Source organism: Shewanella mytili, assembly GCF_046765975.1.
Lineage (GTDB): Bacteria > Pseudomonadota > Gammaproteobacteria > Enterobacterales > Shewanellaceae > Shewanella > Shewanella mytili.
Genome location: NZ_JBKOUD010000005.1, coordinates 31,034 through 53,428, shown reverse-complemented (window position 1 = coordinate 53,428; position 22,395 = coordinate 31,034). Strand labels below are relative to the sequence as shown.

General features: G+C 52.7%; 21 protein-coding genes. 4 read left to right on the top strand and 17 right to left on the bottom strand.

The window, feature by feature from the left end; translation table 11 throughout:
* Nucleotides 1-52 precede the first annotated feature (52 nt).
* Entirely contained in the window at nucleotides 53-1,027 is a 975-nt protein-coding gene (gene cysB, locus ACIDEJ_RS06935) for an HTH-type transcriptional regulator CysB (protein WP_411987359.1), read from the bottom strand.
* 226 nt (nucleotides 1,028-1,253) lie between these two features.
* Here cysB and ACIDEJ_RS06930 point away from each other — a divergent pair, with 226 nt between their 5' ends.
* Nucleotides 1,254-2,030 carry a hypothetical protein gene (locus ACIDEJ_RS06930; protein WP_411987358.1) on the top strand — a complete coding sequence of 259 codons (777 nt, stop codon included), beginning with the start codon at nucleotides 1,254-1,256 and terminating at the stop codon, nucleotides 2,028-2,030.
* A gap of 297 nt (nucleotides 2,031-2,327) precedes the next feature.
* Here ACIDEJ_RS06930 and ACIDEJ_RS06925 read toward each other — a convergent pair whose 3' ends face one another.
* The 3 genes from ACIDEJ_RS06925 to htpX all read right to left on the bottom strand — a co-directional run bounded on the left by ACIDEJ_RS06925 (nucleotide 2,328) and on the right by htpX (nucleotide 4,332).
* Nucleotides 2,328-2,675 carry a hypothetical protein gene (locus ACIDEJ_RS06925; protein ID WP_411987357.1) on the bottom strand — a complete coding sequence of 116 codons (348 nt, stop codon included), beginning with the start codon at nucleotides 2,673-2,675 and terminating at the stop codon, nucleotides 2,328-2,330.
* A gap of 123 nt (nucleotides 2,676-2,798) precedes the next feature.
* Nucleotides 2,799-3,149, bottom strand: coding sequence for a tetraheme c-type cytochrome CctA (cctA, locus tag ACIDEJ_RS06920; protein ID WP_411987356.1), 351 nt, complete (start codon nucleotides 3,147-3,149; stop codon nucleotides 2,799-2,801).
* 316 nt (nucleotides 3,150-3,465) lie between these two features.
* Nucleotides 3,466-4,332, bottom strand: a complete 867-nt coding sequence (gene htpX / locus ACIDEJ_RS06915) for a protease HtpX (protein WP_411987355.1) — start codon at nucleotides 4,330-4,332, stop codon at nucleotides 3,466-3,468.
* Nucleotides 4,333-4,606: 274 nt separating this feature from the next.
* On the opposite strand from htpX, the gene pepE reads away from it, so the two are divergent.
* On the top strand, nucleotides 4,607-5,326 hold the full coding sequence (pepE, locus tag ACIDEJ_RS06910) for a dipeptidase PepE (protein ID WP_411987354.1): 720 nt from the start codon (nucleotides 4,607-4,609) through the stop codon (nucleotides 5,324-5,326).
* A gap of 92 nt (nucleotides 5,327-5,418) precedes the next feature.
* Here pepE and bioD read toward each other — a convergent pair whose 3' ends face one another.
* From bioD to bioB, 4 genes are read right to left on the bottom strand one after another with little or no spacing between them, the layout of a single operon-like run.
* On the bottom strand, nucleotides 5,419-6,102 hold the full coding sequence (gene bioD / locus ACIDEJ_RS06905; protein ID WP_411987468.1) for a dethiobiotin synthase: 684 nt from the start codon (nucleotides 6,100-6,102) through the stop codon (nucleotides 5,419-5,421).
* A 30-nt stretch (nucleotides 6,103-6,132) separates the two neighbouring features.
* Nucleotides 6,133-6,861, bottom strand: coding sequence for a methyltransferase domain-containing protein (locus tag ACIDEJ_RS06900; protein WP_411987353.1), 729 nt, complete (start codon nucleotides 6,859-6,861; stop codon nucleotides 6,133-6,135).
* A complete protein-coding gene (locus tag ACIDEJ_RS06895) occupies nucleotides 6,851-7,996 on the bottom strand; it encodes an aminotransferase class I/II-fold pyridoxal phosphate-dependent enzyme (protein WP_411987352.1) in 1,146 nt (381 codons plus the stop codon). The genes ACIDEJ_RS06900 and ACIDEJ_RS06895 overlap by 11 nt, the downstream gene beginning before the upstream one ends.
* A gap of 21 nt (nucleotides 7,997-8,017) precedes the next feature.
* Nucleotides 8,018-9,082 (bottom strand): biotin synthase BioB, encoded by a 1,065-nt coding sequence (gene bioB, locus ACIDEJ_RS06890; protein ID WP_411987351.1) that lies wholly within the window; start codon nucleotides 9,080-9,082, stop codon nucleotides 8,018-8,020.
* Between the two features lie 133 nt (nucleotides 9,083-9,215).
* Here bioB and bioA point away from each other — a divergent pair, with 133 nt between their 5' ends.
* A complete protein-coding gene (gene bioA / locus ACIDEJ_RS06885) occupies nucleotides 9,216-10,532 on the top strand; it encodes an adenosylmethionine--8-amino-7-oxononanoate transaminase (protein WP_411987350.1) in 1,317 nt (438 codons plus the stop codon).
* A 179-nt stretch (nucleotides 10,533-10,711) separates the two neighbouring features.
* Here the strand turns inward: bioA and ACIDEJ_RS06880 are convergent, their stop codons facing one another.
* On the bottom strand, nucleotides 10,712-12,625 hold the full coding sequence (locus ACIDEJ_RS06880; protein ID WP_411987349.1) for a multiheme c-type cytochrome: 1,914 nt from the start codon (nucleotides 12,623-12,625) through the stop codon (nucleotides 10,712-10,714).
* A 466-nt stretch (nucleotides 12,626-13,091) separates the two neighbouring features.
* Nucleotides 13,092-13,811, bottom strand: a complete 720-nt coding sequence (gene cobB, locus ACIDEJ_RS06875; RefSeq protein WP_411987348.1) for a Sir2 family NAD+-dependent deacetylase — start codon at nucleotides 13,809-13,811, stop codon at nucleotides 13,092-13,094.
* 252 nt (nucleotides 13,812-14,063) lie between these two features.
* Between cobB and fur the strand changes: the two genes are divergently transcribed.
* Nucleotides 14,064-14,495: a ferric iron uptake transcriptional regulator gene (gene fur / locus ACIDEJ_RS06870; RefSeq protein ID WP_411987347.1), complete on the top strand. Its 432-nt coding sequence runs from the start codon at nucleotides 14,064-14,066 to the stop codon at nucleotides 14,493-14,495.
* 173 nt (nucleotides 14,496-14,668) lie between these two features.
* Here fur and der read toward each other — a convergent pair whose 3' ends face one another.
* The 7 genes from der to pilW form a co-directional block, all read right to left on the bottom strand.
* Nucleotides 14,669-16,135 (bottom strand): ribosome biogenesis GTPase Der, encoded by a 1,467-nt coding sequence (gene der / locus ACIDEJ_RS06865; RefSeq protein ID WP_411987346.1) that lies wholly within the window; start codon nucleotides 16,133-16,135, stop codon nucleotides 14,669-14,671.
* 80 nt (nucleotides 16,136-16,215) lie between these two features.
* A complete protein-coding gene (bamB, locus tag ACIDEJ_RS06860) occupies nucleotides 16,216-17,403 on the bottom strand; it encodes an outer membrane protein assembly factor BamB (protein ID WP_411987345.1) in 1,188 nt (395 codons plus the stop codon).
* An 11-nt stretch (nucleotides 17,404-17,414) separates the two neighbouring features.
* Nucleotides 17,415-18,035, bottom strand: a complete 621-nt coding sequence (locus ACIDEJ_RS06855) for a YfgM family protein (RefSeq protein WP_411987344.1) — start codon at nucleotides 18,033-18,035, stop codon at nucleotides 17,415-17,417.
* A gap of 15 nt (nucleotides 18,036-18,050) precedes the next feature.
* Nucleotides 18,051-19,331: a histidine--tRNA ligase gene (gene hisS / locus ACIDEJ_RS06850; protein ID WP_411987343.1), complete on the bottom strand. Its 1,281-nt coding sequence runs from the start codon at nucleotides 19,329-19,331 to the stop codon at nucleotides 18,051-18,053.
* 106 nt (nucleotides 19,332-19,437) lie between these two features.
* Complete coding sequence (gene ispG / locus ACIDEJ_RS06845; protein ID WP_411987342.1) at nucleotides 19,438-20,550, bottom strand: flavodoxin-dependent (E)-4-hydroxy-3-methylbut-2-enyl-diphosphate synthase; 1,113 nt, start codon at nucleotides 20,548-20,550, stop codon at nucleotides 19,438-19,440.
* 61 nt (nucleotides 20,551-20,611) lie between these two features.
* Nucleotides 20,612-21,598, bottom strand: coding sequence for a cytoskeleton protein RodZ (rodZ, locus tag ACIDEJ_RS06840; RefSeq protein ID WP_411987341.1), 987 nt, complete (start codon nucleotides 21,596-21,598; stop codon nucleotides 20,612-20,614).
* A complete protein-coding gene (gene pilW / locus ACIDEJ_RS06835) occupies nucleotides 21,598-22,383 on the bottom strand; it encodes a type IV pilus biogenesis/stability protein PilW (protein ID WP_411987340.1) in 786 nt (261 codons plus the stop codon). Before pilW ends, rodZ begins: the two co-directional genes overlap by 1 nt.
* Nucleotides 22,384-22,395 lie beyond the last annotated feature (12 nt).

The following is a 22,395-nucleotide window of genomic DNA, read 5'->3' as shown; positions in this document are numbered from 1 at the left end:
TTGCGAAGGGGTGAACAACCCTACTGGGCAAAAGTCTTGAACGTAAAAGAGCCTAGCGCACCGGCAGCGTTATATCCGCAAACATCGCTTCAATCAGCTGGGCATCTTTCAGCGCTTCGGCTTTTTCTACCACGTCACGGGTTAGATGGGGCGCAAAATTCTGGATGAAGTCATACATATAACCCCGCAAAAAGTTTCCTTTTCGAAAACCGATTTTCGTGGTGCTATGGGCAAACAGGTGGCTTACATCAATTGCCACCAGATCATTGTCAATCTGGGGGTCAACCGCCATGGACGCGATAATGCCCACACCGAGTCCCAACCGCACGTAGGTTTTCAATACATCGGCGCTAGTGGCACTGAACACCACACGGGGTTCCACTCCGGCCTTTTTAAACCCTTTTTCAATCTCTGACGCCTTATCAAAACCGAATACATAGGTGACCAAAGGGAAACGCCCCAGCTCTTCAATGCCAATATGGCTACGAGAAGCCAGGGGATGGTCTTTTTTCACCACCACCGAACGGTTCCAGTGGTAGCAAGGCAACATGATTAAATCCGTATACAGATGCATCGCCTCCGTGGCAATGGCAAAATCTGCCACGCCATGGGCGGCAGACTCGCTTATCTGTGCCGGGCTTCCCTGATGCATGTGCAAATTCACCTTGGGGTAACGGGCAATGAATTGCTGAATGATTTTGGGTAAGGCATAACGCGCCTGGGTATCGGTGGTGGCTAAAATCAGCTCGCCCTGATCCGGCTTGGTGTATTCCTCAGAAACTTTCTTGATGCTTTCCACTTTGCCAAGAATGTCATTGGCAATGCGGATAACCTGCTCACCTGCGGGGGTTACATGGGTTAAGTGTTTGCCACTACGACCAAAAATCTGGATCCCCAACTCATCTTCCAGCATCCGTACCTGCTTGCTTATCCCCGGTTGGGAGGTATACAGGTTTTCAGCAGTCGCGGAAACGTTCAGGTTGTGATTGACTACCTCGGCAATATAACGCAATTGCTGTAGCTTCATGGGATAAGTCCTTGATTTTCTGTGCCGCCAAGTGACAGAATGTGGGGGTAGAGGCCTCTATCTATAATCAAACGTTATAGTACAACGCCAGATTCAAATCAAACAGGAATATATTGATTTTCCTGTCCAAGATCTACAACACCAGCGTCAAGCTAAGCTATGATCGCTAGGTTAGTTTGTTGATTTATTGTAGCATTACTCAAATTATAAAATTATCGGAACGACTATGGCATTTACCCTGGTACTGGTGCTAATCGGTGCGTTGCTGTTGTTGGTCATTGGCATCAATGCCCTGCAACAGCAAAAACAACGTGCTGAAGCGTTGCGCCGCACGGAGCTGGCCCGTCAACGCGCCATTTTGGACGAAACAGAAGAGGTGCTGGCCAATACCGGCATGTTCCCCTGTACCAGCCATGTCAATCTGGTGCTCTACAAACGCATCAAGGAAGCAGCGCAACAAGCCAGGTTGCTGTCCAATCCTTCCCAAAAAAGCGATTATGAACGCCGGGTGCTGGATCTGGATGCCATGATCGCCAACCTGCAAAAAAATCCCCCCCAGCAGCCTTCCATCGAAAATTTTCGCCTGCCCGATAATGACCGGCAAATACTGGTGCTGGTGCAAACCTTGAAAAAACTGCGGGCCATTATTCGCGATGAACACAACAAGGGGAAAATGGATCCGGCCATTTTTGCCAATGAAGAAACCCGCATCAGCAGTTTGCAGTTGCGCATTAATGTGGACAGCATGTTATCCCGGGCCCGCAGCAGCTGTTACATGAAACAGTATGGTTCGTCCCGGCAAATGGTGACCAAGGCGCTAGCCACACTCAATACCATCAAGGGGCAAACGCCGAATGATCCTTTTATCAGCCGCAAAGTGGAAGAGGCCAAACAGCTGCTGGAAGAGATAAACAATGCGGTTAAAATGGCGCAGCCCGCACCGGCCAAGGCCAAGGAAGAAGACGACATCGACATGTTGTTCCAGCCAAAAAAGAAATGGTAATGCGCTGTCAGCCGATGCCCAGTGCTTTGGCATCATGATGTGCCAGCAGGCATGAGTGGTTGCCCATGGTCAGCGTTCAATCCGTTATTTCTCCATGGTCGGCACAAAAACCACCTTCGGTGACGATGATCAGGTTGAACTTACATTACCGAAATGAAGACAACTCTCGCGATAAAAGCCATTAACTGCGCCGAATTCAGATAATAAGTGTGCTGCCCATGCCTAAATCAGTGGCATCTTGTTGGCACTGTTTTGGTGAAATCCTTATAAAAAAGAACCATCATTATGTACTTGGTACTATGACGGAAAAGCAACCAGCATTCCCCTAAGCAACAGTATAAAAACCCCATACCCAAGGAAAACAATCGAACGCCTACGGCGCTTGGGCAATAATTCTTTAACCAACAGCGCATCATTATCGCTCAATTTGGCTCCCCATAAGAGAAACCGATAAACCTTGAGCAAATAATCACCGCCACCCATGTTAATGACCGCACGATGTTTGGGCCAACACCAAAGGTATTTCGAATAGACAACACTGCCATCGGCCCTGAGTTCAAATTTGGTGGTAAGGCGATCATATGAAACATCAAGTATGCTGCCAGCAATATTGTGTTGATGGGTTTGAAACCGTTCGAAATGCATATTCCGCCATATTCAGTGAAGCGTTACATCACCCACATTCTATCTAATAAATACCATTGAAAAACAGGCATAAAAAATGCCGGCATTGCTGCCGGCATTGTTACTCATACAATCACTGACTGCTTATTTACCCATGGGGTTTTCAGCAGTACGACCATCATCATGGCAGCTGTCACAAGTGGGCTTCTGACCTACGTTCATATCATGCACAGCATGACAATCGGCGCATTTCAGCATACCGTCATGGGGTTTGTGAACCGCATCCATGTCAGCCAAGCCACCGTGGCAACTCTGGCACTGCTGGAACTCATACTCGCCATCAGCAGATGGTGAACCATCCTTATGGCAAGATTCGCATCCGCCCATATCCACGTGGAAATCAGAAATCTTCTGATCTGCCGCGAATGAAGCAGATGACATTGCCAGAGCAGCCAGACCCGCACCAAACAATGCACTTAACAGTTTATTGCTCACAATCAATATCCTCCGGTTTTGACAGCTACTGGGAATTCTTATCTCAGGGTTGACCCCCATCCAGCCGCCGGGAAATAGCACGACGTTAAATTAAATTAGTCAAGCTTTAACCACTTAGCAAACTAAATTTAATTTGTACTACTTTAACAATATCGGAATGGGCAAAATGTGCGCTAAATCAAGTTAAATACTTACCGCCAACAAGTTTTTTAAAAAATTTTTCTGATAAAACAGTTACTAATAAAGTCCATACAAAAGATAAGACAATAAAAAAGGGGGCTGACACAAGCCCCCTGACAGATCACAAACCGTGTGATTATGCGGCATTGCGCAAGGCTGCGATGCGTTTTTCCAATGGTGGATGGCTCATGAAAAGCTCCGCCATGGAACGCTTGCCGTTAATCCCGAATGCAGACATGGTGGCGGGCATATCCCCCACTGCCGGGCCTTGACTCAAGCGTTGCAAGGCACTGATCATCTTCTGCGGGCCTACCAATTTGGCCGCACCGGCATCGGCACGAAATTCCCGTACCCGGGAAAAATACGCCACAATCAGCGATGCCAGAATGCCAAACAACATTTCCATGACAAACACTACGCCCATGTAGGCAAAGGTGCCCAATCCTTCACCCTCTTCATCGTTACTGGACATCACGTTACTCACAATCCCGGCAACAACCCTGGCGGCGAAAATAACGAAGGTATTCACCACCCCCTGAATAAGGGTCAGTGTCACCATGTCACCATTGGCAACGTGGCTCATTTCATGGCCCAGCACCGCTTCCACTTCCTCGGCGTTCATGCCGTAAAGTAAGCCGGTACTGACGGCCACCAACGAGTTGTCCTTGCTGGGACCGGTGGCAAACGCATTCATTTCCGGTGACTGATAAATGGCCACTTCCGGCATTTTCAGCCCCAACTGCTGCGCCTGGCGGGCAACGGTTTCCAGCAACCAGCGTTCCGTATTGTCCCGTGGCTGGGTGATGACCTCACATCCCATGGCGCGCTTGGCCATCCATTTGGAAATGGCCAGACTGACAAATGCCCCACCAAAACCAAATATTGCTGCAAATACCAACAAGCCTTCCATTGAACGGCTATTGACGCCGAGCAACGACATCACGATGGATGCCACGGCAAGAATGGCCAGGTTTGTTGCAATCAACAGAATTACACGCTTCATATCAGCTCCTATGCATGAAATCCGCTACATCGATAATTTTGATAAAGACATAATATGTCTATCACTGCACTTTTCAAGGGGCATGCAGATTAATTTATGTTTATCTGCTGTGCTTCCCTACTATCCCAAGCAGAAGGCTGCAGTCTAGAAACGACGGATTAAAACAGGATTAATAACATATCAGCAATGACTAAAATATGAAAAAACAGAAAATTATGGCTGGCGGGCGCTTTTTGCTAGTATGGTCTGACACATTAACCAGCTGGATGATGACATGGCTATTCAAGCATTGCTGCTGAGCAGCTCCCGCGCCGGTAACACCCCTTATCTGGAGCATACGCTACCCTTTATTGCACCATTAACCGCCACGGCACGTAAATGGCTATTTATCCCCTATGCGGGTGTCAGCATGAGTTACGACACCTATCTGGAAGCCGTGGTCAATGGCCTGGCACCATTGCAGCTGGATATCAGCGCCATCCACCAACATGGCGATCCCAAACAGGCCATTCGCGATGCCGAGGGGATTATTGTCGGGGGAGGCAATACCTTCCACCTGCTCCATGAGTTGTATCGTTACGATTTGCTACACCTCATCCGCGAGCAAACCGAAGCAGGCAAGCCATACATTGGCTGGAGCGCCGGTGCCAACATTGCCGGTAAAAGCATCCGGACCACCAATGACATGCCGATTATTGAGCCGCCCTCCTTTACCGCACTGGGGCTGGTGCCTTTTCAAGTCAATCCCCATTACAGCAATGCCACCTTGGCCGGGCACAATGGGGAATCCAGGGCGCAGCGCATTCTGGAATTCACCTGCGTTGACCCGCTGACACCGGTGCTGGGCATTCAAGAAGGCACCGCCTTGTACCGGCAGGATGACAGCTTGTCACTGCAAGGAGACAAGGAAGCCTATCTGTTCAGCGGCGTGGAGCAAGAGATACCGGTGCCCGTTGGCAGCGACCTCTCCCATATGTTAAGCGCTCAGGCCTGACCGTCATAGGCGGCCCAAAGAGACTCAGGGACAAAAAAACGCCCGACCATGGCATGGGCGAGCGTCAGGAGGCATGAGTCAGCAGGCCGTTATCAGCTGGCGCGCAACAAGGGCGTCAAGTCCAGATATTCTGCCATTGCCGATACCGGTGCATCCTGCAGGTGCGGAATGCACCCAAGGCATGGCGACTGCATCATCTGCTGCAAGCTTGCCAGGTTTTCATCAAAACGCGCCATATCCGCCTGCGCCCGGTTGGCCACCCAACCGGCCACCCGCAAGCCGTCAGCCCGAATAAGCTCTTCGGTCATCACCGCATGATTAAGGCAGCCAAGCTTCATGCCCACTACCACAATCACCGGCATGGCCAACGCCGCGACCGTTTCGGATAAATAGCGGTTTTGCCCCAGCGGTAAACGCCAGCCGCCAGCCCCTTCCATCAAACAGAAATCTGCCATGGCATACTGGGTCAAATCCAGACGGGACAGCACAGACTCAGGGCTAAGCTCCAGACCAATGTCAGCTGCCGCCACATGGGGAGCAATGGCCGGGGCAAAGGTGAAGGGATTGATTTTCTCATAATCCAGCTGCAGGGTGGATTCCGCCATCAACATCAACGCATCCGAATTGCGCAGCCCTTGCGCCGTACTCTCGCATCCCGAGGCAATGGGTTTTACGCCCACGGTTTTCATGTGATAAGTGGTTCTGGCCTTGTGCAGCAATGCCGCGGCCACATGGGTTTTACCACTGTCGGTATCCGTACCTGTGACAAAAAAAATCATAATTAAAACCCTCAATACACCACGGCGCTAACTGCGGGCGGTAATAAACACGATGTGATAGTCCAGCGGCAATCCGTCAGCAGTGCGCAGCCGCTCTGCACGCGCCGCCAGCCCCCGCCAGTAGCTACGCCCCCGCAACCCTTGTGAAGGTGCGGCCATGGAGGCTCCCACGCCTTTCAACGAATACAAAAGGTCACGCAACTCACTAAAATAACAGCGAATAGTTTGCTGTTCCAGCGCGATTTCCTGCCAGGGGAATGCCGCAAATTGCTGCCGGATATGGGCCAGTCCAGCAAAGCGGTGACAAGACAAGCCCAGTGTTTGCAGCTGAGGCAAGACCTCCACCATCATGGCAATACGCACCTCGCCGCCAGGACGCAGCACCCGTTTCAACTCGCCAATCACCGATCCCAACTCGCCACACCATTGCAAGGCCAGGTTCGAGTACACCATGTCAAACATATGGCTTGGCAGCGCCAATTTCTGTGCATCAGTACAAATTGTCTGATAATGGGGAAACCTGTTACGCACCTGCTGCAACATGGCCGGTGCAATATCCACCGCCGTCACCCCTGCCGGATGAAAACGGGCAAACTCAGTGCCGGGGCCACAGCCCACATCCAGCCAGTTGCCGCCATTCACAGTGCAGCCATCGAGCAAGAGTGATGAAGTGCGCCGCTGCAGGCAGTCATGCTGCTGGTAACCACTGGCGGCTTTGGCAAAACGGACGGCAACCTGTTGTGCATCAACCGGCATCACAGCACTCCCTGATGGCGGTTGCCAAGGCTTGCAACTGCGTTGGCTGATGGCTGGCACTAAGGGTGATCCTTAAGCGCCCCTGCCCTTGCGGCACGGTAGGCGGCCGAATAGCTCCCACCAGGAAGCCTTGTTGCAGCAGCTCGCCAGCCACCTGCATCACCCGCTCGCTACTGCCAAGCAGCAATGGCTGAATGGCGGTTGCCGAAGGCATCAGGCGAATGCCAAGGCGTTGGCATTCCTGGCGGAACAGTTCGATATTCTGCTTGAGCCGTTGTTGTAAGTGCCCACTTGCAGCCAATTGCAGCGCCTGCGTGACGCCGGCACAGCTGGCCGGCGCCAAGGCGGTGGAATAAATGTATTCCCGGGCATTGGCCGCCAGAAAATCAATCAAGGCACGGGCGCCAAGAATGGCCGCGCCCTGTCCGCCTAAGGCCTTGCCAAACGTTACCAACCGGGCAAAGGGCTGCACGGTCAGGGAGTCGCTCAATAAAAAGCCGTGGGCATCATCGATGATCAGCGGGCTGTCAAACTGTTGGCATAATGCCGCTAGCGCAGTTAACGGCGCGCTGTCGCCATCCATGCTGAAGACGGATTCCGTCACCAGGGCACTTCCCGGAAAACGGGCCAACAGCTTGGCGGCGGCATCAAGATTGTTATGGGGAAAACGCCTGAGCTTAACCTGATGATCCTTGAGGGCATCTATCATGGAGGCGTGAATAAGTTTGTCGGCAATCACCGTATCAGCAGCGCTGAACAGGGTCTTGAGCAATGCACTGTTGCCGGCAAAACCGCTGGGCAGCAACAAGGCGGCCTCATGACCCGACAAACGGCACAATTGCTGCTCCAGCAGCGCATGGGCCTCACTGTAACCACTCACTAACGGCGATGCGGTACTGCCGCAGCCATAACGTTGCAGCGCCTGTTGCTGGGCGGCAATCACCTGGGGATGAAAAGACAGGCCGAGATAGTCGTTGCCGGCAAAATCCACCAGTATCCTGCCCTGGCGCTGCACGGTTCTGGGCATGATGTTTTGAGCATCCTGCCCTGGCAAGCGCTGCTCGGTCAGCACCCGGCGACGCAGCAGCCCGGCGGCCTGTTGCTGCTGTTGCCTGATGGCAATACGCTGCAACAATGAAGTACTCCCGGTCACCGTTTACAGTGCCCCCGCATCATAAAACTGGCCACTGGCTTTGTCGGCAACGGCGTTGGCATGATTGACCGCATGTTGCAGCTCATTGCCTTCCTCTTCCACCATGGCGGCTTGCCCCTGTTCCGGTTTTACCCCCAAACGCCGGAACAGGCTCATGTCATCGCCCTCTTCCGGGTTAATGGTGGTCAGCAGTTTGCAACCGTAAAAAATGGAATTTGCTCCGGCAAAAAAGCACATGGCTTGCAACTCATCGCTCATTTTTTCCCGGCCGGCAGACAAGCGCACCCGCGACAACGGCATCATGATGCGGGCAACAGCGATGGTTTTGACAAATTCCAGCGGATCCAAATCCTGCTGTTCAGCCAGCGGGGTTCCGGCCACTTTCACCAGCATGTTAATCGGTACGGAGTCGGGATGTTTGGGCATATTGGCCAACTGCTGCAATAACCCGGCACGGTCGGTAACGGTTTCGCCCATGCCGACAATGCCGCCGGAGCACACTTTCATGCCTGCGGCGCGCACATGAGCCAGCGTGTCCAGGCGATCCTGATAGGTGCGGGTGGTAATGATGTCGCCGTAAAATTCCGGTGAGGTGTCCAGATTATGGTTGTAATAATCAAGCCCGGCCGCTGCCAGCTCATTGGCTTGCTGCTGGTTCAGCATGCCCAGCGTCATGCAGGTTTCCATCCCAAGGGCTTTCACCTCTTTGACCATCTCTGTCAGGTAGGGCATGTCCCGGGCTTTAGGGTTTCGCCAAGCGGCACCCATGCAAAAACGCGTGGCACCGGCAGCCTTGGCGCTGCGCGCTTCTGTCAGCACCTTTTCCATTTCCAGCAGCCGCTCCTGCTCCAGGCCGGTATCGTAACGGGCGCTTTGGGGGCAGTATTTGCAATCTTCCGGACAAGCGCCGGTTTTTATCGACAGCAAGCGGCTTACCTGGATTTCATTAGGATTGAAATGTTGCCGATGCAACGTGTGCGCCTGAAACAATAAATCATTCATTGGCAAGGCAAAAAGCGCTTCAATCTCTTCCCGTTGCCAATCATGGCGTAATTCTGTCTGCAACATTCCCGCGCGTCCTGTTAAATGCATGCCCTTGTCAGCAAAGTCGCTTGAAGGGGATTTTTAATTTGGCTAGCATACCTCTGCGCCGACATCAGTCAACGCCAATGAATATTATCAGTTTACAATTGGTTGATTTATGAACAATATTGATTATGCATTTGATCGGCAACACGTGTGGCACCCTTACAGCTCCATGGCGCATCCCAATCAGATGTACGGCATCACCGCCGCCAAGGGCGCCAGATTAACCCAGGCTAACGGACAGGAACTGATAGACGGTACCAGCTCCTGGTGGGCCTGCATTCACGGGTATCAGCATCCCCGCATCCTCAACGCCATGCAGCAGCAGTTGCAACAGTTAAGCCACGTGATGTTTGGCGGCATCACCCACGAAGGCGCCATCGAACTCAGCCGACAACTGCTGGCATTGCTGCCCGCCGGGCTAAGCAAGGTGTTTCTGGCAGATTCCGGCTCCATTGCCGTGGAGGTGGCGCTGAAAATGGCGCTGCAATACTGGCAAGGGCGCAATGCGCCGCAAAAACAGCGGATCATGACCATTCGCCACGGCTACCATGGAGACACCTTTGCCGCCATGAGCGTGTGCGATCCTGATGAAGGGATGCACACCATGTTTGGCAGTAACGTAACGCCGCAGCTCTTTGCCCCGGCCCCCACAAGCCGTTTCGGCGAAGATGCCAGCCAAGACATTGAGGGATTGGAGCAATTGCTGGCACAGCATCATGAGCAGATTGCCGCGCTGATCCTGGAACCCATCATGCAAGGTGCCGGAGCCATGTGGTTTTACAGCGCCGATTATTTACGGGCGGCACGGCAACTGTGCGATCGCTATCAGGTGTTATTGATTGCCGATGAAATTGCCAGCGGCTTTGGCCGTACCGGCGCACTGTTTGCCTGTGATCACGCCGGGATAAGCCCGGATATCATGTGTGTGGGCAAAGCCCTGACCGGCGGCTACATTAGCCTGGCCGCCACCGTCTGCAGCGATGAAGTGGCCAGTGGCATCAGCGACTCGCCCGCCGGTGTCTTCATGCACGGCCCCACCTTCATGGCCAATCCCCTTGCCTGCAGCGCAGCAAGGGCCAGTCTGGCATTAATTGCCGAAGGCCACTGGCATCAGCAGGTAGCCGCCATTGAGCAGCAGATGCGTGCTGAGCTCAAAGATGCCATTCACCTGCCGGCAGTCAAGGATGTTCGGGTGTTGGGTGCAGTGGGCGTGTTGGAGATGCACCACGCTGTTGACACCAATCTGCTGCAACGTGAATTTGTGCAGCGAGGGGTATGGGTACGCCCCTTCAGCCGATTTGTCTACATCATGCCGCCTTACATCATTAGCCCGCAAGAGCTGCACCAACTCACCAGTGCCATGCTGGCGGTGGCACAAACCCTGCCAGCCCTCCATGGCAACGATACGCCCAGCATCAGTTTTGGTTAACCCAGGGGCCACATAAAAAAACGGCCTGCAAAACAGGCCGCCAAAAGGATTGAAACAAGGGATTAATGCCAAACTACTCAATTGCATCAGGCGCTGTTAAAACGCCTGGTTACAGCTTTTTAGGGGAGTAACGCCCCCATGTGTCCGGCAGTCACCACTGCCGGACAACGCTTTTACCATCAGAACTTGTGATATTTGTCGATACCGTACGCCTTGCCGGTTTCATGACAAACGGCACAAGCCTCTGTGGTGCTGTCCATGTACCAGGTGTCGGTAACATCTCGGTCAATTTCACCACCATTTTGCTGCATGTGGCTCAATGCGGCAGCACCGGTATGGCAAGCGTAACAGTTGGCGGTAATGGGGCTGGCCATCTTGTTGCTGGTGCCATAAGCGCGGGCCTTGATGAATTGGTTCGGAATGTCATTCAGGCTCACACCATCAGCATGACAGGCAACACAACTGCTTTGCGGATTGATGGCGCTGGCAGCATTGGCATTGCCTTCACCATCCACACTCCCCACCCCCCAGTGCATACTGTGTACCATGGGACCGAATCCCGGCGCACTGGACCCTGCACGGCGATCCTGCCCATTGTTATGACAGCCGATGCAACCTATACCGCCCTCGGAGAAACTGCCCGCGCGATGGAAATCGGTGCCGCTGTTATGACAGGTAGCGCAAGCGCTGTCAGACACGACATGGCGCCGGTCAAAACCCGCCACGCTGAGACTGTTGGGGTCAACCACATCGGTATATCCCTGAATGGACGCAAGATCGGATGTATCCGTGGCATAATTTTTTCCGGTAAAGGTCAGCCGCAGGGATGCAACCAGCGACACGCCCGGGTAAGCGGTCAGATCAACATTGTTAAAACACATGGTTTTATTGCCGTCTGCATCATAACTGGCATCATATCGATTGGAGATACGGGCACCAAAACTGCTGTTGTAATAAGCATGAATATAAGCGCTGGTAGACCTCACCGGCTTATCCGCATTATGTGCTGTCTGGTCTTCATCCGTCATGGCTTGCAGGTTCAGCAAGGTTTCACCATTTTCATCCACGCCGTAAAGTGACATGGTGGTGCACCACTGCCCCGCCGCATTTTGTGCTAATGGCGTGCCACTGATTTTATAGCGGTTAACAATGGAAGTGTTATAGCTGATACCGGCAGCGGCTTCATGCATTTTACGTAAATCCAGCCCATTGGCAGGTAAAATGTCGCCGGCCGCTGTGGCACCCGCGTCATGGCAATCAATGCAACCCGGTCCCACAATATTGATATTGGCCGTCACGTCCACGTGGCAACTGCTACAGTTCATCACGCTGAAATTGGTGGTAAAGGCCTGATGGTTGATATGGCCGATTTTGGACAGCGTATTGGAGGCATAACTCCCCCCTTCCATCGTACGGCTCACCGAGCCATGGCACACCAGACAGCCAGCGACAAAATCGATATTGCCATCCATGCCTTCGGCCACATAACTGGAGTGACGACGGGGACTTAACGAATAGTCCACATGGCAGGAATAACAGCTTTCAGTGGTGGTGGAAAAACTGCCTTCGGGTTTATTCACCACTAAAGCGCTTGAGCGTGCAATGGCCGTATTACGCGAACCGCCCACACGTAACCAGACAATGCCATCAGTCCCGGCATTCACCGCCGGCATGGGAGCAATAAAGCGGTAATGACCATCGCCCAAGACTTCCAGCACCGCGCCTTCGGTGCTCATGGTGGCAGCACCGCCATTCATGCCATCACGGTTATTGATAAACCCTTTATCCGTGGCAGCGGCCACTTTTGCCTCGGCACTTTCCAGACCGTTAATCAGATTGCCATTTTCATCTGTAATTTCAAATTCGTAACTGATTGAGCCTTCATCAAAACGATAATCAATCACCTCAAGGTGGGTGGTTAAAGAGCTGGTCACCGGGGTATGGGTCAAATCCTGCCCCGGTTTCCCCGGCTCTCCCGGAGTGCCAGGGGCACCGGGAGCGCCATCAGCCCCGTCTTTACCATCTGAGCCACAAGCGCCTAGCACCAAGGCCCCTAATAACAATGCCAGTTTGCGGTATTGCATGTTCATCATTTACTCCTGCTCAGTAAACTCACAAGCAGTAATCACCTGTAACGATACCAAACCGTGACAAGAAAATTTCTGCCAGTTTTCTTAATTTAATTAATATTGTGTTGTGGGTTTAATTATCAATAAGGAGTATTAATTAATTATCGGCGGATAAAATTGACCTAAAACAAATTCTATTCCGAGATAAAAATTTATCGCTTTTATTTATTAAATAGGAATTAATATTTTCTTCAAAAATTAAATTTGAATTAAATATCTATTATCAAGGATTAATTAAGTCGAGAAATTAAAACCGTATGAATAACAACTTAAAAACAAGGCTGTTGAATACGCTACCTAATACAAGGGTAATATGTCATAAAATAACCCTTTATATATTCATGGTCATTAATCAGAAAAAATAGCAGTGCATTATTTTTTTAATGGAAGATGAAAAAGGCACTTATGTAAAGTGCCTTCTGCCAATACCTTATTTTGCAAAAAGACTGCCCTTCAAAATTTTATCCACCAGTTGGGGAACCGCCTCACTGGCCATTTTTTGATAATGCAGGTGAAACAGACTGTGGGGATCCTTTTCGGCAATATTCACCTCGGCGGTCAATGCGCCGTGGTGGCTGGCAATTTCCACAAAACCGGCAGCCGGATACACGGTACCCGAGGTGCCAATGGCAATGAACAGATCGCAGCGCTCCAACTCATCATGGATTCTGTCCATTCCCAGCGGCATTTCACCAAACCACACAATATGGGGGCGCAAACGCTGGGCAGGAATACAGCAAGTACAGCAGTTATCCGGTCCAAAAGGCTCGTGCAGGGTAAATATTTGCCGTGACCGGGGACAACGTCCCTTACCCAGTTCACCATGCATGTGCAGCAGTTGCCGATTGCCGGCGCGCTCATGGAGGTTATCCACATTCTGGGTCACCACCAATAGCTTTCCGGGAAATTCCCGCTCCAATTTTGCCAGTGCCTCATGAGCCGCATTGGGCACAACTGACGGATCATTTAGCTGTTGCCAGCGATGGTTGTAAAATTGTTCAACCATGACGGGATCACGCTGGTACCCCTCGGGCGTCGCCACGTCTTCAATGCGATGCTCTTCCCATAAACCATCCTGGTCCCGAAATGTTTTCAAGCCAGACTCTGCCGAAATCCCGGCGCCGGTCAGTACAACAATATGATGGTACATCCGCTACCTCGTTTGTTGTTTTTGGGCCATCTTGCCTGTAGCCGCCTTAAGAGACAATTGTGCCTTGGTATAACCACATCCTGAACAATGTTAATAATTTGTTTTTACCACAAAGCGCGCTAAATGGGTAACGGATGCGGACAAAAACCGCATCAGAGGTTTAAGTTTTTGAATAACCCCCATATAATGAAACTCATTAACCAATTCCGAACCATCTGGTGCTGTCCAGGGTTCCGCCAAAAGAGATATGCCATGACCGATGGAAATCAAGCACTGAAAAAAGCAGGATTAAAAGTGACCCTGCCTCGGGTCAAGATCCTGGAACTCATGCAGTCGCCTGAAAATCAGCATATCAGTGCTGAAGATCTGTATAAAAAGCTGCTGGATATAGGTGAAGAGATTGGCCTGGCGACCGTATACCGGGTATTGAACCAATTTGATGATGCAGGGATTGTCACCCGTCATCACTTTGAAAGTGGCAAAGCGGTGTTCGAACTGGCCACACAAGAGCATCATGATCATCTGGTATGCCTTACCTGCGGCAAGGTGATGGAATTTACCGATGAACTGATTGAGCGCCGCCAGAATGAGATTGCCAGCCAACACAATATCAAGCTGACCAATCACAGTTTGTATCTGTACGGTGTCTGCACCGATGATAAATGCAATCACGGGGATGACTAACCGCGATGCAATGACAAAAAGACCGGCAGTAGCCGGTTTTTTTGTGCATCAATCAAGGCCAACTCAATGATAATGTCTTGCACGGATGCCGCTAAAGATGCTGGCCATCTGCCTCTTCATTCCATAAAAAATCCCCCACTGCTTGGTGGAGGATTTTGGTATTTCACCGGCGGTTACTGACGGTTTTTGATATGGGCCATCATGCGCTTGCGTCGCCGCTCCTGACTCAGGGTCAGTTTTTCCGTTTTGCCTTCAAACGGATTGGCCCCTTCCTGGAAACGCAGCTGGATGGGGGTACCCACAATGTTCAAGGTGCGCCGATAGTAGTTCATCATGTAACGCTTGTATGAGTCCGGCAAACGGGACACCTGGTTACCGTGCACCACGATAATCGGCGGATTGTACCCACCGGCATGGGCATATTTCAGCTTCACCCGGCGACCGTTAATCAGTGGCGGCTGGTGATCATCCTGGGCCATCTGCATGATTTTGGTCAGCATGGAGGTGCCCACACGGCGGGTGGCACTGGCATAGGCTTCTTCAATGGACTCAAACAGGTGCCCAACGCCTGTACCGTGCAAGGCCGAGATAAAGTGAATCCGGGCAAAGTCGATAAAGCCCAGACGACGGTCCAGCTCCGCTTTTACCCGTTCCTTGATGTCAGTATCGATGCCATCCCACTTATTCACCGCAATCACCAAGGCGCGCCCGGCATTAATGGCAAAACCCAGCAAGCCCAGATCCTGCTCGGCAATGCCTTCTCGGGCATCCACAACCAGCAGCACCACATTGGCGTCTTCTACGGCTTTCAGGGTTTTGATCACGGAAAATTTTTCGACCACATCGTGCACTTTCGTCCGGCGGCGCACCCCGGCGGTATCAATCAGCACATATTCCCGGCCGTCCCGCTCCATGGGAATGTAAACCGAATCCCGGGTAGTGCCGGGTTGATCGTAGACCACCACCCGCTCTTCACCCAAGATGCGGTTGGTGAGCGTGGATTTGCCCACATTGGGCTTGCCGATAATCGCCAGTTTGATGGGCAACTCCTGCAACCTGGCTTGCTCGGCTTCCGCTTCCGCTTCGGTGTATTCCCGCAGGGGCTTGTTTGGCTCCCCGTCGGCATCATCGTCATCTTCTGCCATCTCTTTGGCAAAAGGTGCCAGTGCATTATCAATCAGGCTGGAAACACCCCGCCCTTGAGCGGCGGCTATCTGATAAATTTCGCCAAGGCCCAAGGCCCAGAATTCCGCCACGGCGGAATCGCCATCAATGCCGTCAACCTTATTGGCCACCACAAAGGTGGTTTTTTCCCGGGAGCGCAAATAGCTGGCAATGGCTTCATCGGCAGCAGTCAGACCGGCGCGGGCATCGGTGAGAAACAGCACCACATCCGCCTCGGCAATGGCCGCCAGGGACTGCTCGGCCATTTTGGTTTCAATGCCTTCCTCACTGCCGTCAATACCACCGGTATCCACCACAATGAATTCATGGCCGGAGAGAAAGGCTCGGCCATACTTACGGTCCCTGGTCAGGCCCGGATAATCCGCCACCAACGCATCGCGGGTACGGGTAAGCCGGTTAAACAGGGTCGATTTACCCACATTGGGTCGCCCCACCAGGGCCACGACAGGAATCATGTTTTTCCTCTTGAAATTCTTAAACAACAAAAAGCCTCCAGGTAGAGTCCCAGAGGCTTCACAAACCGATATTCTAGCGTTTATGGGAGCGAAATGGCAGCTACCTTGCCATCACGGGCCTGTACATAGATTTTATCATCAACCACCTGGGGCTGACTGAATAATCCTGAACCGTCAACCTTGATACGCCCCGCAAGGGAGCCGTCTTCCCGGCTGATGAAGTGCAGGTAGCCTTCAAAATCGCCCACCACCACGTAACCGCGATAAACGGCCGGTGATGTTAACTGGCGATTGGTCAGCTCACTGTTGCTCCACAGCTCCAGCCCGTTGCGGCGATCCACCGCATAAATGCGGCCGTGATCATCCACCAGATAAAGATGCAAACCGCCGGCGGCCAGTTCATTGAAACTGGAATACTTGCGTGACCACACTACCCGGCCGCTGCGCATTTCCAAACTGACCAGATTGCCGTTGTAGCTGACGGCATACAGGTTGTCACCCTGCAGTAACGGGGTAACATCCACATCGGCCATACGGCTGAATTCGTTGCCGCCTTTGGGCACGTAAATCGGTTGCTCCCAGGCCACTTGCCCGTTGTTTTTAATCACAACCGCCACTTTGCCATCAGCGGTGCCGACAAAAAAACCGCCTTCAGCGTAGGCTGCAGCGCCAGTGCCCCGCAGGGTCAGCGTGGGCAATGCCGACTCATAGCTCCACAGTTTTTCGCCGCTGTCCACGTTAAAGGCATCCAGACTCCCGGTGGAGCTGTTTACCACAACCGTGTCTTCCGCCACGGTGGGGGCTGACAACAGCTCGCCATTGGTCATGGTTTGCCAAACGGCGTTGCCTGTGTCTGCATCCAATGCTGCCAGCAACCCGTTTTCACTGCCGATGAACACCTTGTTTTGGGCAACGGTAATGCCCGCTGACAAACTGACGCCACTGGATTCTTTTTGCAGGGCGTCACTGAACAGTTCATTCACGTCCACCTGCCACAGTTCATCGCCGCTTTTTTCATCAAAAGCCGCCACTTTGCCATCGCGGGAAGCGGCAAAAATCTTGCCGTAACGTACCGCCGGATGCAGTCTGGAATAATATTCACCCACGCCATCCCCGACAGAATCTTCCCAGCTCACTGCCGGCGCCACCACCGGTGAAATTTCCGGTAACGGACTTACAGGCATCTCTTCCACATCACTGGAAGCACATCCTGTTAATGCGCCCATGGCCAAACCACAGGCAACAAGCGTTTTGCACCACAACTTCATCCGGTGATTCCTTATGCCTGATTGAGGTTATCAAGTTTCATCTGCAACGCCGGGCTCAAGGCCGCACCGCCTTTTTCGATGGCCAGTGCATAAGCGCTTCTGGCTTTTTCCCCATCACCCTTGCGAGCATAAAAGTCGCCTTCAAGTTCCGCTTTTTCAGCCGCAAAGGCCTCGTCAGCCACCTTGGACAGCGTGGTCAAAGCCGCATCCAGCTGGCCTTGCTCTGCCTGCAGCCGCGCCATGCGCAAGCTGGCAATGGCAGCCACTGCCGCAGAAGGCTTGTTATCCAGCACCTGCTGCAGTGCGGTTACGGCTTTGTCGAAATTGCCGGCTTCCGCAGCCGCTTTGGCCACCACCAGCTGCATCAACGCTGAGTAACCTGGCTGGGCGTGGTCCTTGTCAAACGCCGCTGCAGCGGCCAAGGTTGCAGCTTCATCGGTACTTTTTGACAACGCCACATTAAATGCTTCAGAGGCAGCTTCGGTTTGGTCAATCTTGTACTGGGAATAGTAATTCCAGCCATAGAGCGCACCCAAGCCAATCACGGCACCGGCCAGGATTGAAGTTCCATAGTCTTTCCAAAAGCGTTTAATCGCTTCAACCTGTTGTTCTTCTGTGCTGTAAATTTCCACCTGCGCTTCCCCTTGTTATTTTTTGAGTTGTTCCGCAAGATAGGCGGCCAGTGCATCACGCGCTACCAGCTGTTGTTCGCTGCTGTCGCGCAAAGGTTTTACGGCTACCTTGTTATCCGCCAATTCACTTTCACCAATAATCAGTGCATAAGCCGCACCGCTCTTATCGGCCCGTTTAATCTGTTTTTTGAAGTTGCCGCCACCGCAGTGGCTCATCACCCGTAACGAAGGCAATGCCTGGCGCAGTGACTGGGCGATTTTAATGGCCTCAGCCACGCATTCATCCCCCATGGCGGTCACATACACATCCACGGGAGCTGCCACATCCGCAGTCAGTTCCAGGGTCTCCAGCAGCAACACAATGCGCTCCAGCCCCATGGCAAAACCCACGGCTGGGGTGTCTTTGCCGCCCAGTTGCCCCACCAGACCATCATAACGGCCGCCGGCCAGTACGGTGCCCTGAGCGCCCAGGCTGTCAGTCACCCATTCAAAAACGGTGCGATTATAATAATCGAGCCCGCGAACCAAGCGGGGATTGACCTGGTATTGGATGCCTACGGCTTCCAGTAGTTCACACAAGCGGGAAAAATGTGCTTTTGAGTCTTCGCCAAGGTAATCCATCAACACTGGCGCATTGGCCAGCAGGGCCTGTACTTGGGGATCCTTGCTGTCCAGCACCCGCAGTGGGTTGCTGTACATCCGGCGCTGGCTGTCTTCATCCAGCACCTCTTTATGCTGTTCAAGGAACTGCACCAGGGCATCGCGGTACGCCGCCCGTTCGTCATTATCCCCTAGGGTGTTGAGTTCCAGTGACACATGCTCGCGCATGCCCAGCTTGTCCCACAGGGACGCGGACAACATCAGCACTTCGGCATCAATCTCGGCGCTGGCGATGCCGTACACTTCCACCCCGAACTGGTGGAACTGGCGATAACGCCCTTTTTGTGGCCGCTCGTGACGGAACATGGGGCCGATATACCACAGGCGTTGCTCCTGATTGTACAGCAGGCCATGTTCATTACCGGCACGCACGGTGGAAGCGGTCCCCTCTGGGCGCAATGTCAGGCTGTCGCCATTGCGGTCGGCAAAGGTGTACATCTCTTTTTCAACGATGTCGGTCACTTCACCAATGGAGCGCTTGAAAAGATCGGTATTCTCCACAATTGGAGTACGGATTTCACTGTAACCGAATGACGCCACTGAGGCGCGCAATACCGCCTCAACTTTTTGCCACACGGGGCTTTGGTCGGGCAGAATGTCGTTCATGCCGCGAATCGCTTGGATCTGTTTTGCCACTGTTAGACTCGTTTGTTCCAGGCCGAAAAGTTAAAAATTGCCAGCATTATAAGCGGTTCGGTGATGAACACCAAACCGCCGGTGATATGTGGCTCGCACTGTGGAATTATTCTTCCGCTTTGACATCGATGCGCTGTCCCAGCATTGCCGCCTTGGCACGAATGCGGGCCTCCAGTGCATCGATAAGATTGGTATTGTCCAGCCGTTCTTTCTGGCGTACGCCATCTTCGTACAGGCCGCTTTTATTGTGCCCGCCGGCCAGCCCCAAATCGGAAACCAGCGCTTCACCCGGGCCGTTTACCACACAGCCGATAATGGAAACGTCCATGGCGGTTGTCACGTCCTCAAGACGTTGCTCCAGTGCATTGACGGTACCAATCACGTCAAACTCCTGCCGGGAGCAGGAAGGACAGGCAATGAAGTTAATGCCACGGGAGCGGATGCGTAACGATTTCAGGATATCGAACGCCACTTTGATCTCTTCCACCGGATCCGCCGCCAAGGATACCCGGATGGTATCGCCAATGCCTTCAGCCAGCAGCATGCCCAGGCCTACGGCAGATTTGACCGCACCGGAGCGGGCACCACCGGCTTCAGTGATCCCCAAATGCAGCGGTTGTTTAATCTGTTTGGCCAGCAAACGGTAAGCATCAACCGCCAAAAAGACATCCGAGGCTTTTACCGACACCTTGAACTGATCAAAATTCATGCGGTCCAGAATGTCCACATGGCGCATAGCCGACTCCACCAGCGCTTCTGGTGTGGGTTCGCCATATTTGTCCATCAGGTCTTTTTCCAGACTGCCGCCATTCACCCCAATGCGGATAGGGATCTGCTTGTCACGGGCGGTTTCCACCACCTGGCGGATGCGCTCTTCATTACCGATATTCCCGGGATTGATACGCAGGCAGTCCACGCCATATTCGGCAACCTTGAGAGCAATGCGGTAATCAAAATGTATGTCCGCCACCAGCGGTACATGCACCTGCTGTTTAATCAACTTGAATGCTTCTGCCGCGTCCATGGTGGGCACGGAGACCCGCACGATATCGGCCCCTACCCGCTCCAGCGCATGAATTTGTTGCAAGGTTGCAGCCACATCGGTGGTGCGGGTGTTGGTCATTGACTGTACGGCAATCGGCGCACCATCGCCGATAGGCACATTGCCCACGTAAATCCGGGTGGATGGGCGACGTTTGATGGGAGATTCAGTGTACATCGTATTTTTACTCTGTCTCTTAAGCCGCGACTCACGCGGCCGGAATGAATTTTGGCATGTGTCAGGCTTGTGGCAATGTCAGCCGGGCCACCCGACCATTGGCAAAACGGGAAAGATCCACAGCGGTGCCGTTATAGTTCAGACTGACGCTTTGCGGAGCCCCCAGCACCAGGTTAATCGGGGGCTTGCCACTGACATCCACTTGATGACCGGCAGATTTAAGACCGTCCACCAAGGTATTGCCCTCGGCATCGGTAGCCTGGATCCAGCAATCGCCACTTAACACGATGCGCAAGACCCCGCTGTTGGCTGCATCTTGAGTGCTGGCCGGGGTTGCAGCAGATTGCGTTGCCAACGCCTGAGGTTCCAAGTCCTGAGGTTCCAAGCCCTGCGCTGCCCTCTGGCTCAGGGCATCTTCCGCATCATTATCGCCGCCGGTGACAACGGGACTTTCATCCTGGGCGGTCACGGCATCTGCCGCCACAATGCCGGTCTCAAGTGCAGAAACATCACCGCCGTTTTGCGCCGGATGCCCATCAAGGGCCATTACCGGTGCAGAGGCCGCTTCAGGTTGCAGCTCTTCTGCCGTGGGTTGGGAAAAGTTTTCGGTCACTGCGGCAGGTTTTTGCCACCACCACAACACCAGTAATGCCAGCGACACGATGATGATCAGGTAGGTGATGATCATCAACCAGTTGTCACGACTTTTTTGGGTGGTTTTACGGGAGAAACTCTGCATCACCGGGGCGCTCACCACCGGGACCTGCCGCGTAAGACAGGCTTCAATGCGCGACGATTCAATCTCTAAAAAACGTGCGTAATTGCGCACATAACCGCGAATGTAGGTATTGGAGCTGATATTGCGAAAGTCGTCTTGCTCAATTTCGTCAATAACGGACACCCGCAGATGTAAGCGGGTGGAGACTTCCTGCTGGCTCAGCCCTTTTTGCTCGCGCGCCTGTTTCAGTACGGCGCCGAGTGTCTCTTCCTGTGCTGCTGCATAGTTTTTGTCATCATCCTTGCTGACGTCATTATTCATGTCTGTCATCAGTGCATACTTGCCCGGTATTCTTGTGCCTGAGGTGATTGTGGGAATTTAGCCAATAGCAATACGCCAAAACGTTTGGCAGCTTCAATATCATGTAACCCACGTGCAATTTTAACCGCCAGTGCCAAACTCATTGCGGAATCCACGGCGACTTTGTGATAACGATCCAGCTGTGTCTGGGCGGCCTGAAAATCATGCTGTTCCAGCGCCATTTCGGTCAGTTCCAGCAATGATACCTGTCTGGTCGGCTCATACTTTAACGCCATCTCAAAATACTGTCTCGCTTTTTCTATGTTGCCGCCCTTTCGCTGGCAAATCCCCAGGTTTTCATAGCTGGAAGCCGTGCGGGTATATTTGGGATTATCGATGGCGCGCAGAAACATCTGTTCCGCTTTGGCGTATTGCCCTTCCTGGCATAAAAACACGCCAAAGTTGTTGGCGGCATCGCCGGTGGCATTGCTGGTATTGATCGCCTGTTGGTAAATGTCCGCCGCTTTTTGTTTTTCACCAACGGTTTGATAGTAATAAGCCATGGCAACATTGACCTCCTCCAAATCGGGAGCGTAACCCATGGCTTTATCCAGATTGAATTTTGCCTGCTCGCTGTTGCCTTTTTGCAGATAGGTCAGCCCTAGCTGCATCCGTTCCAAGGCGGCGGCATTTTTGTCAAATTTGTGTGACACCACCGGAATGTCGGTGCCGGCGTAGGTTTTTTCCGTCACACATCCCGGCAACGAGGAACAGATGGCTGCCAGCATCGCCAAACCCCACAATCCATGCTTCATTGGCAAACCCTT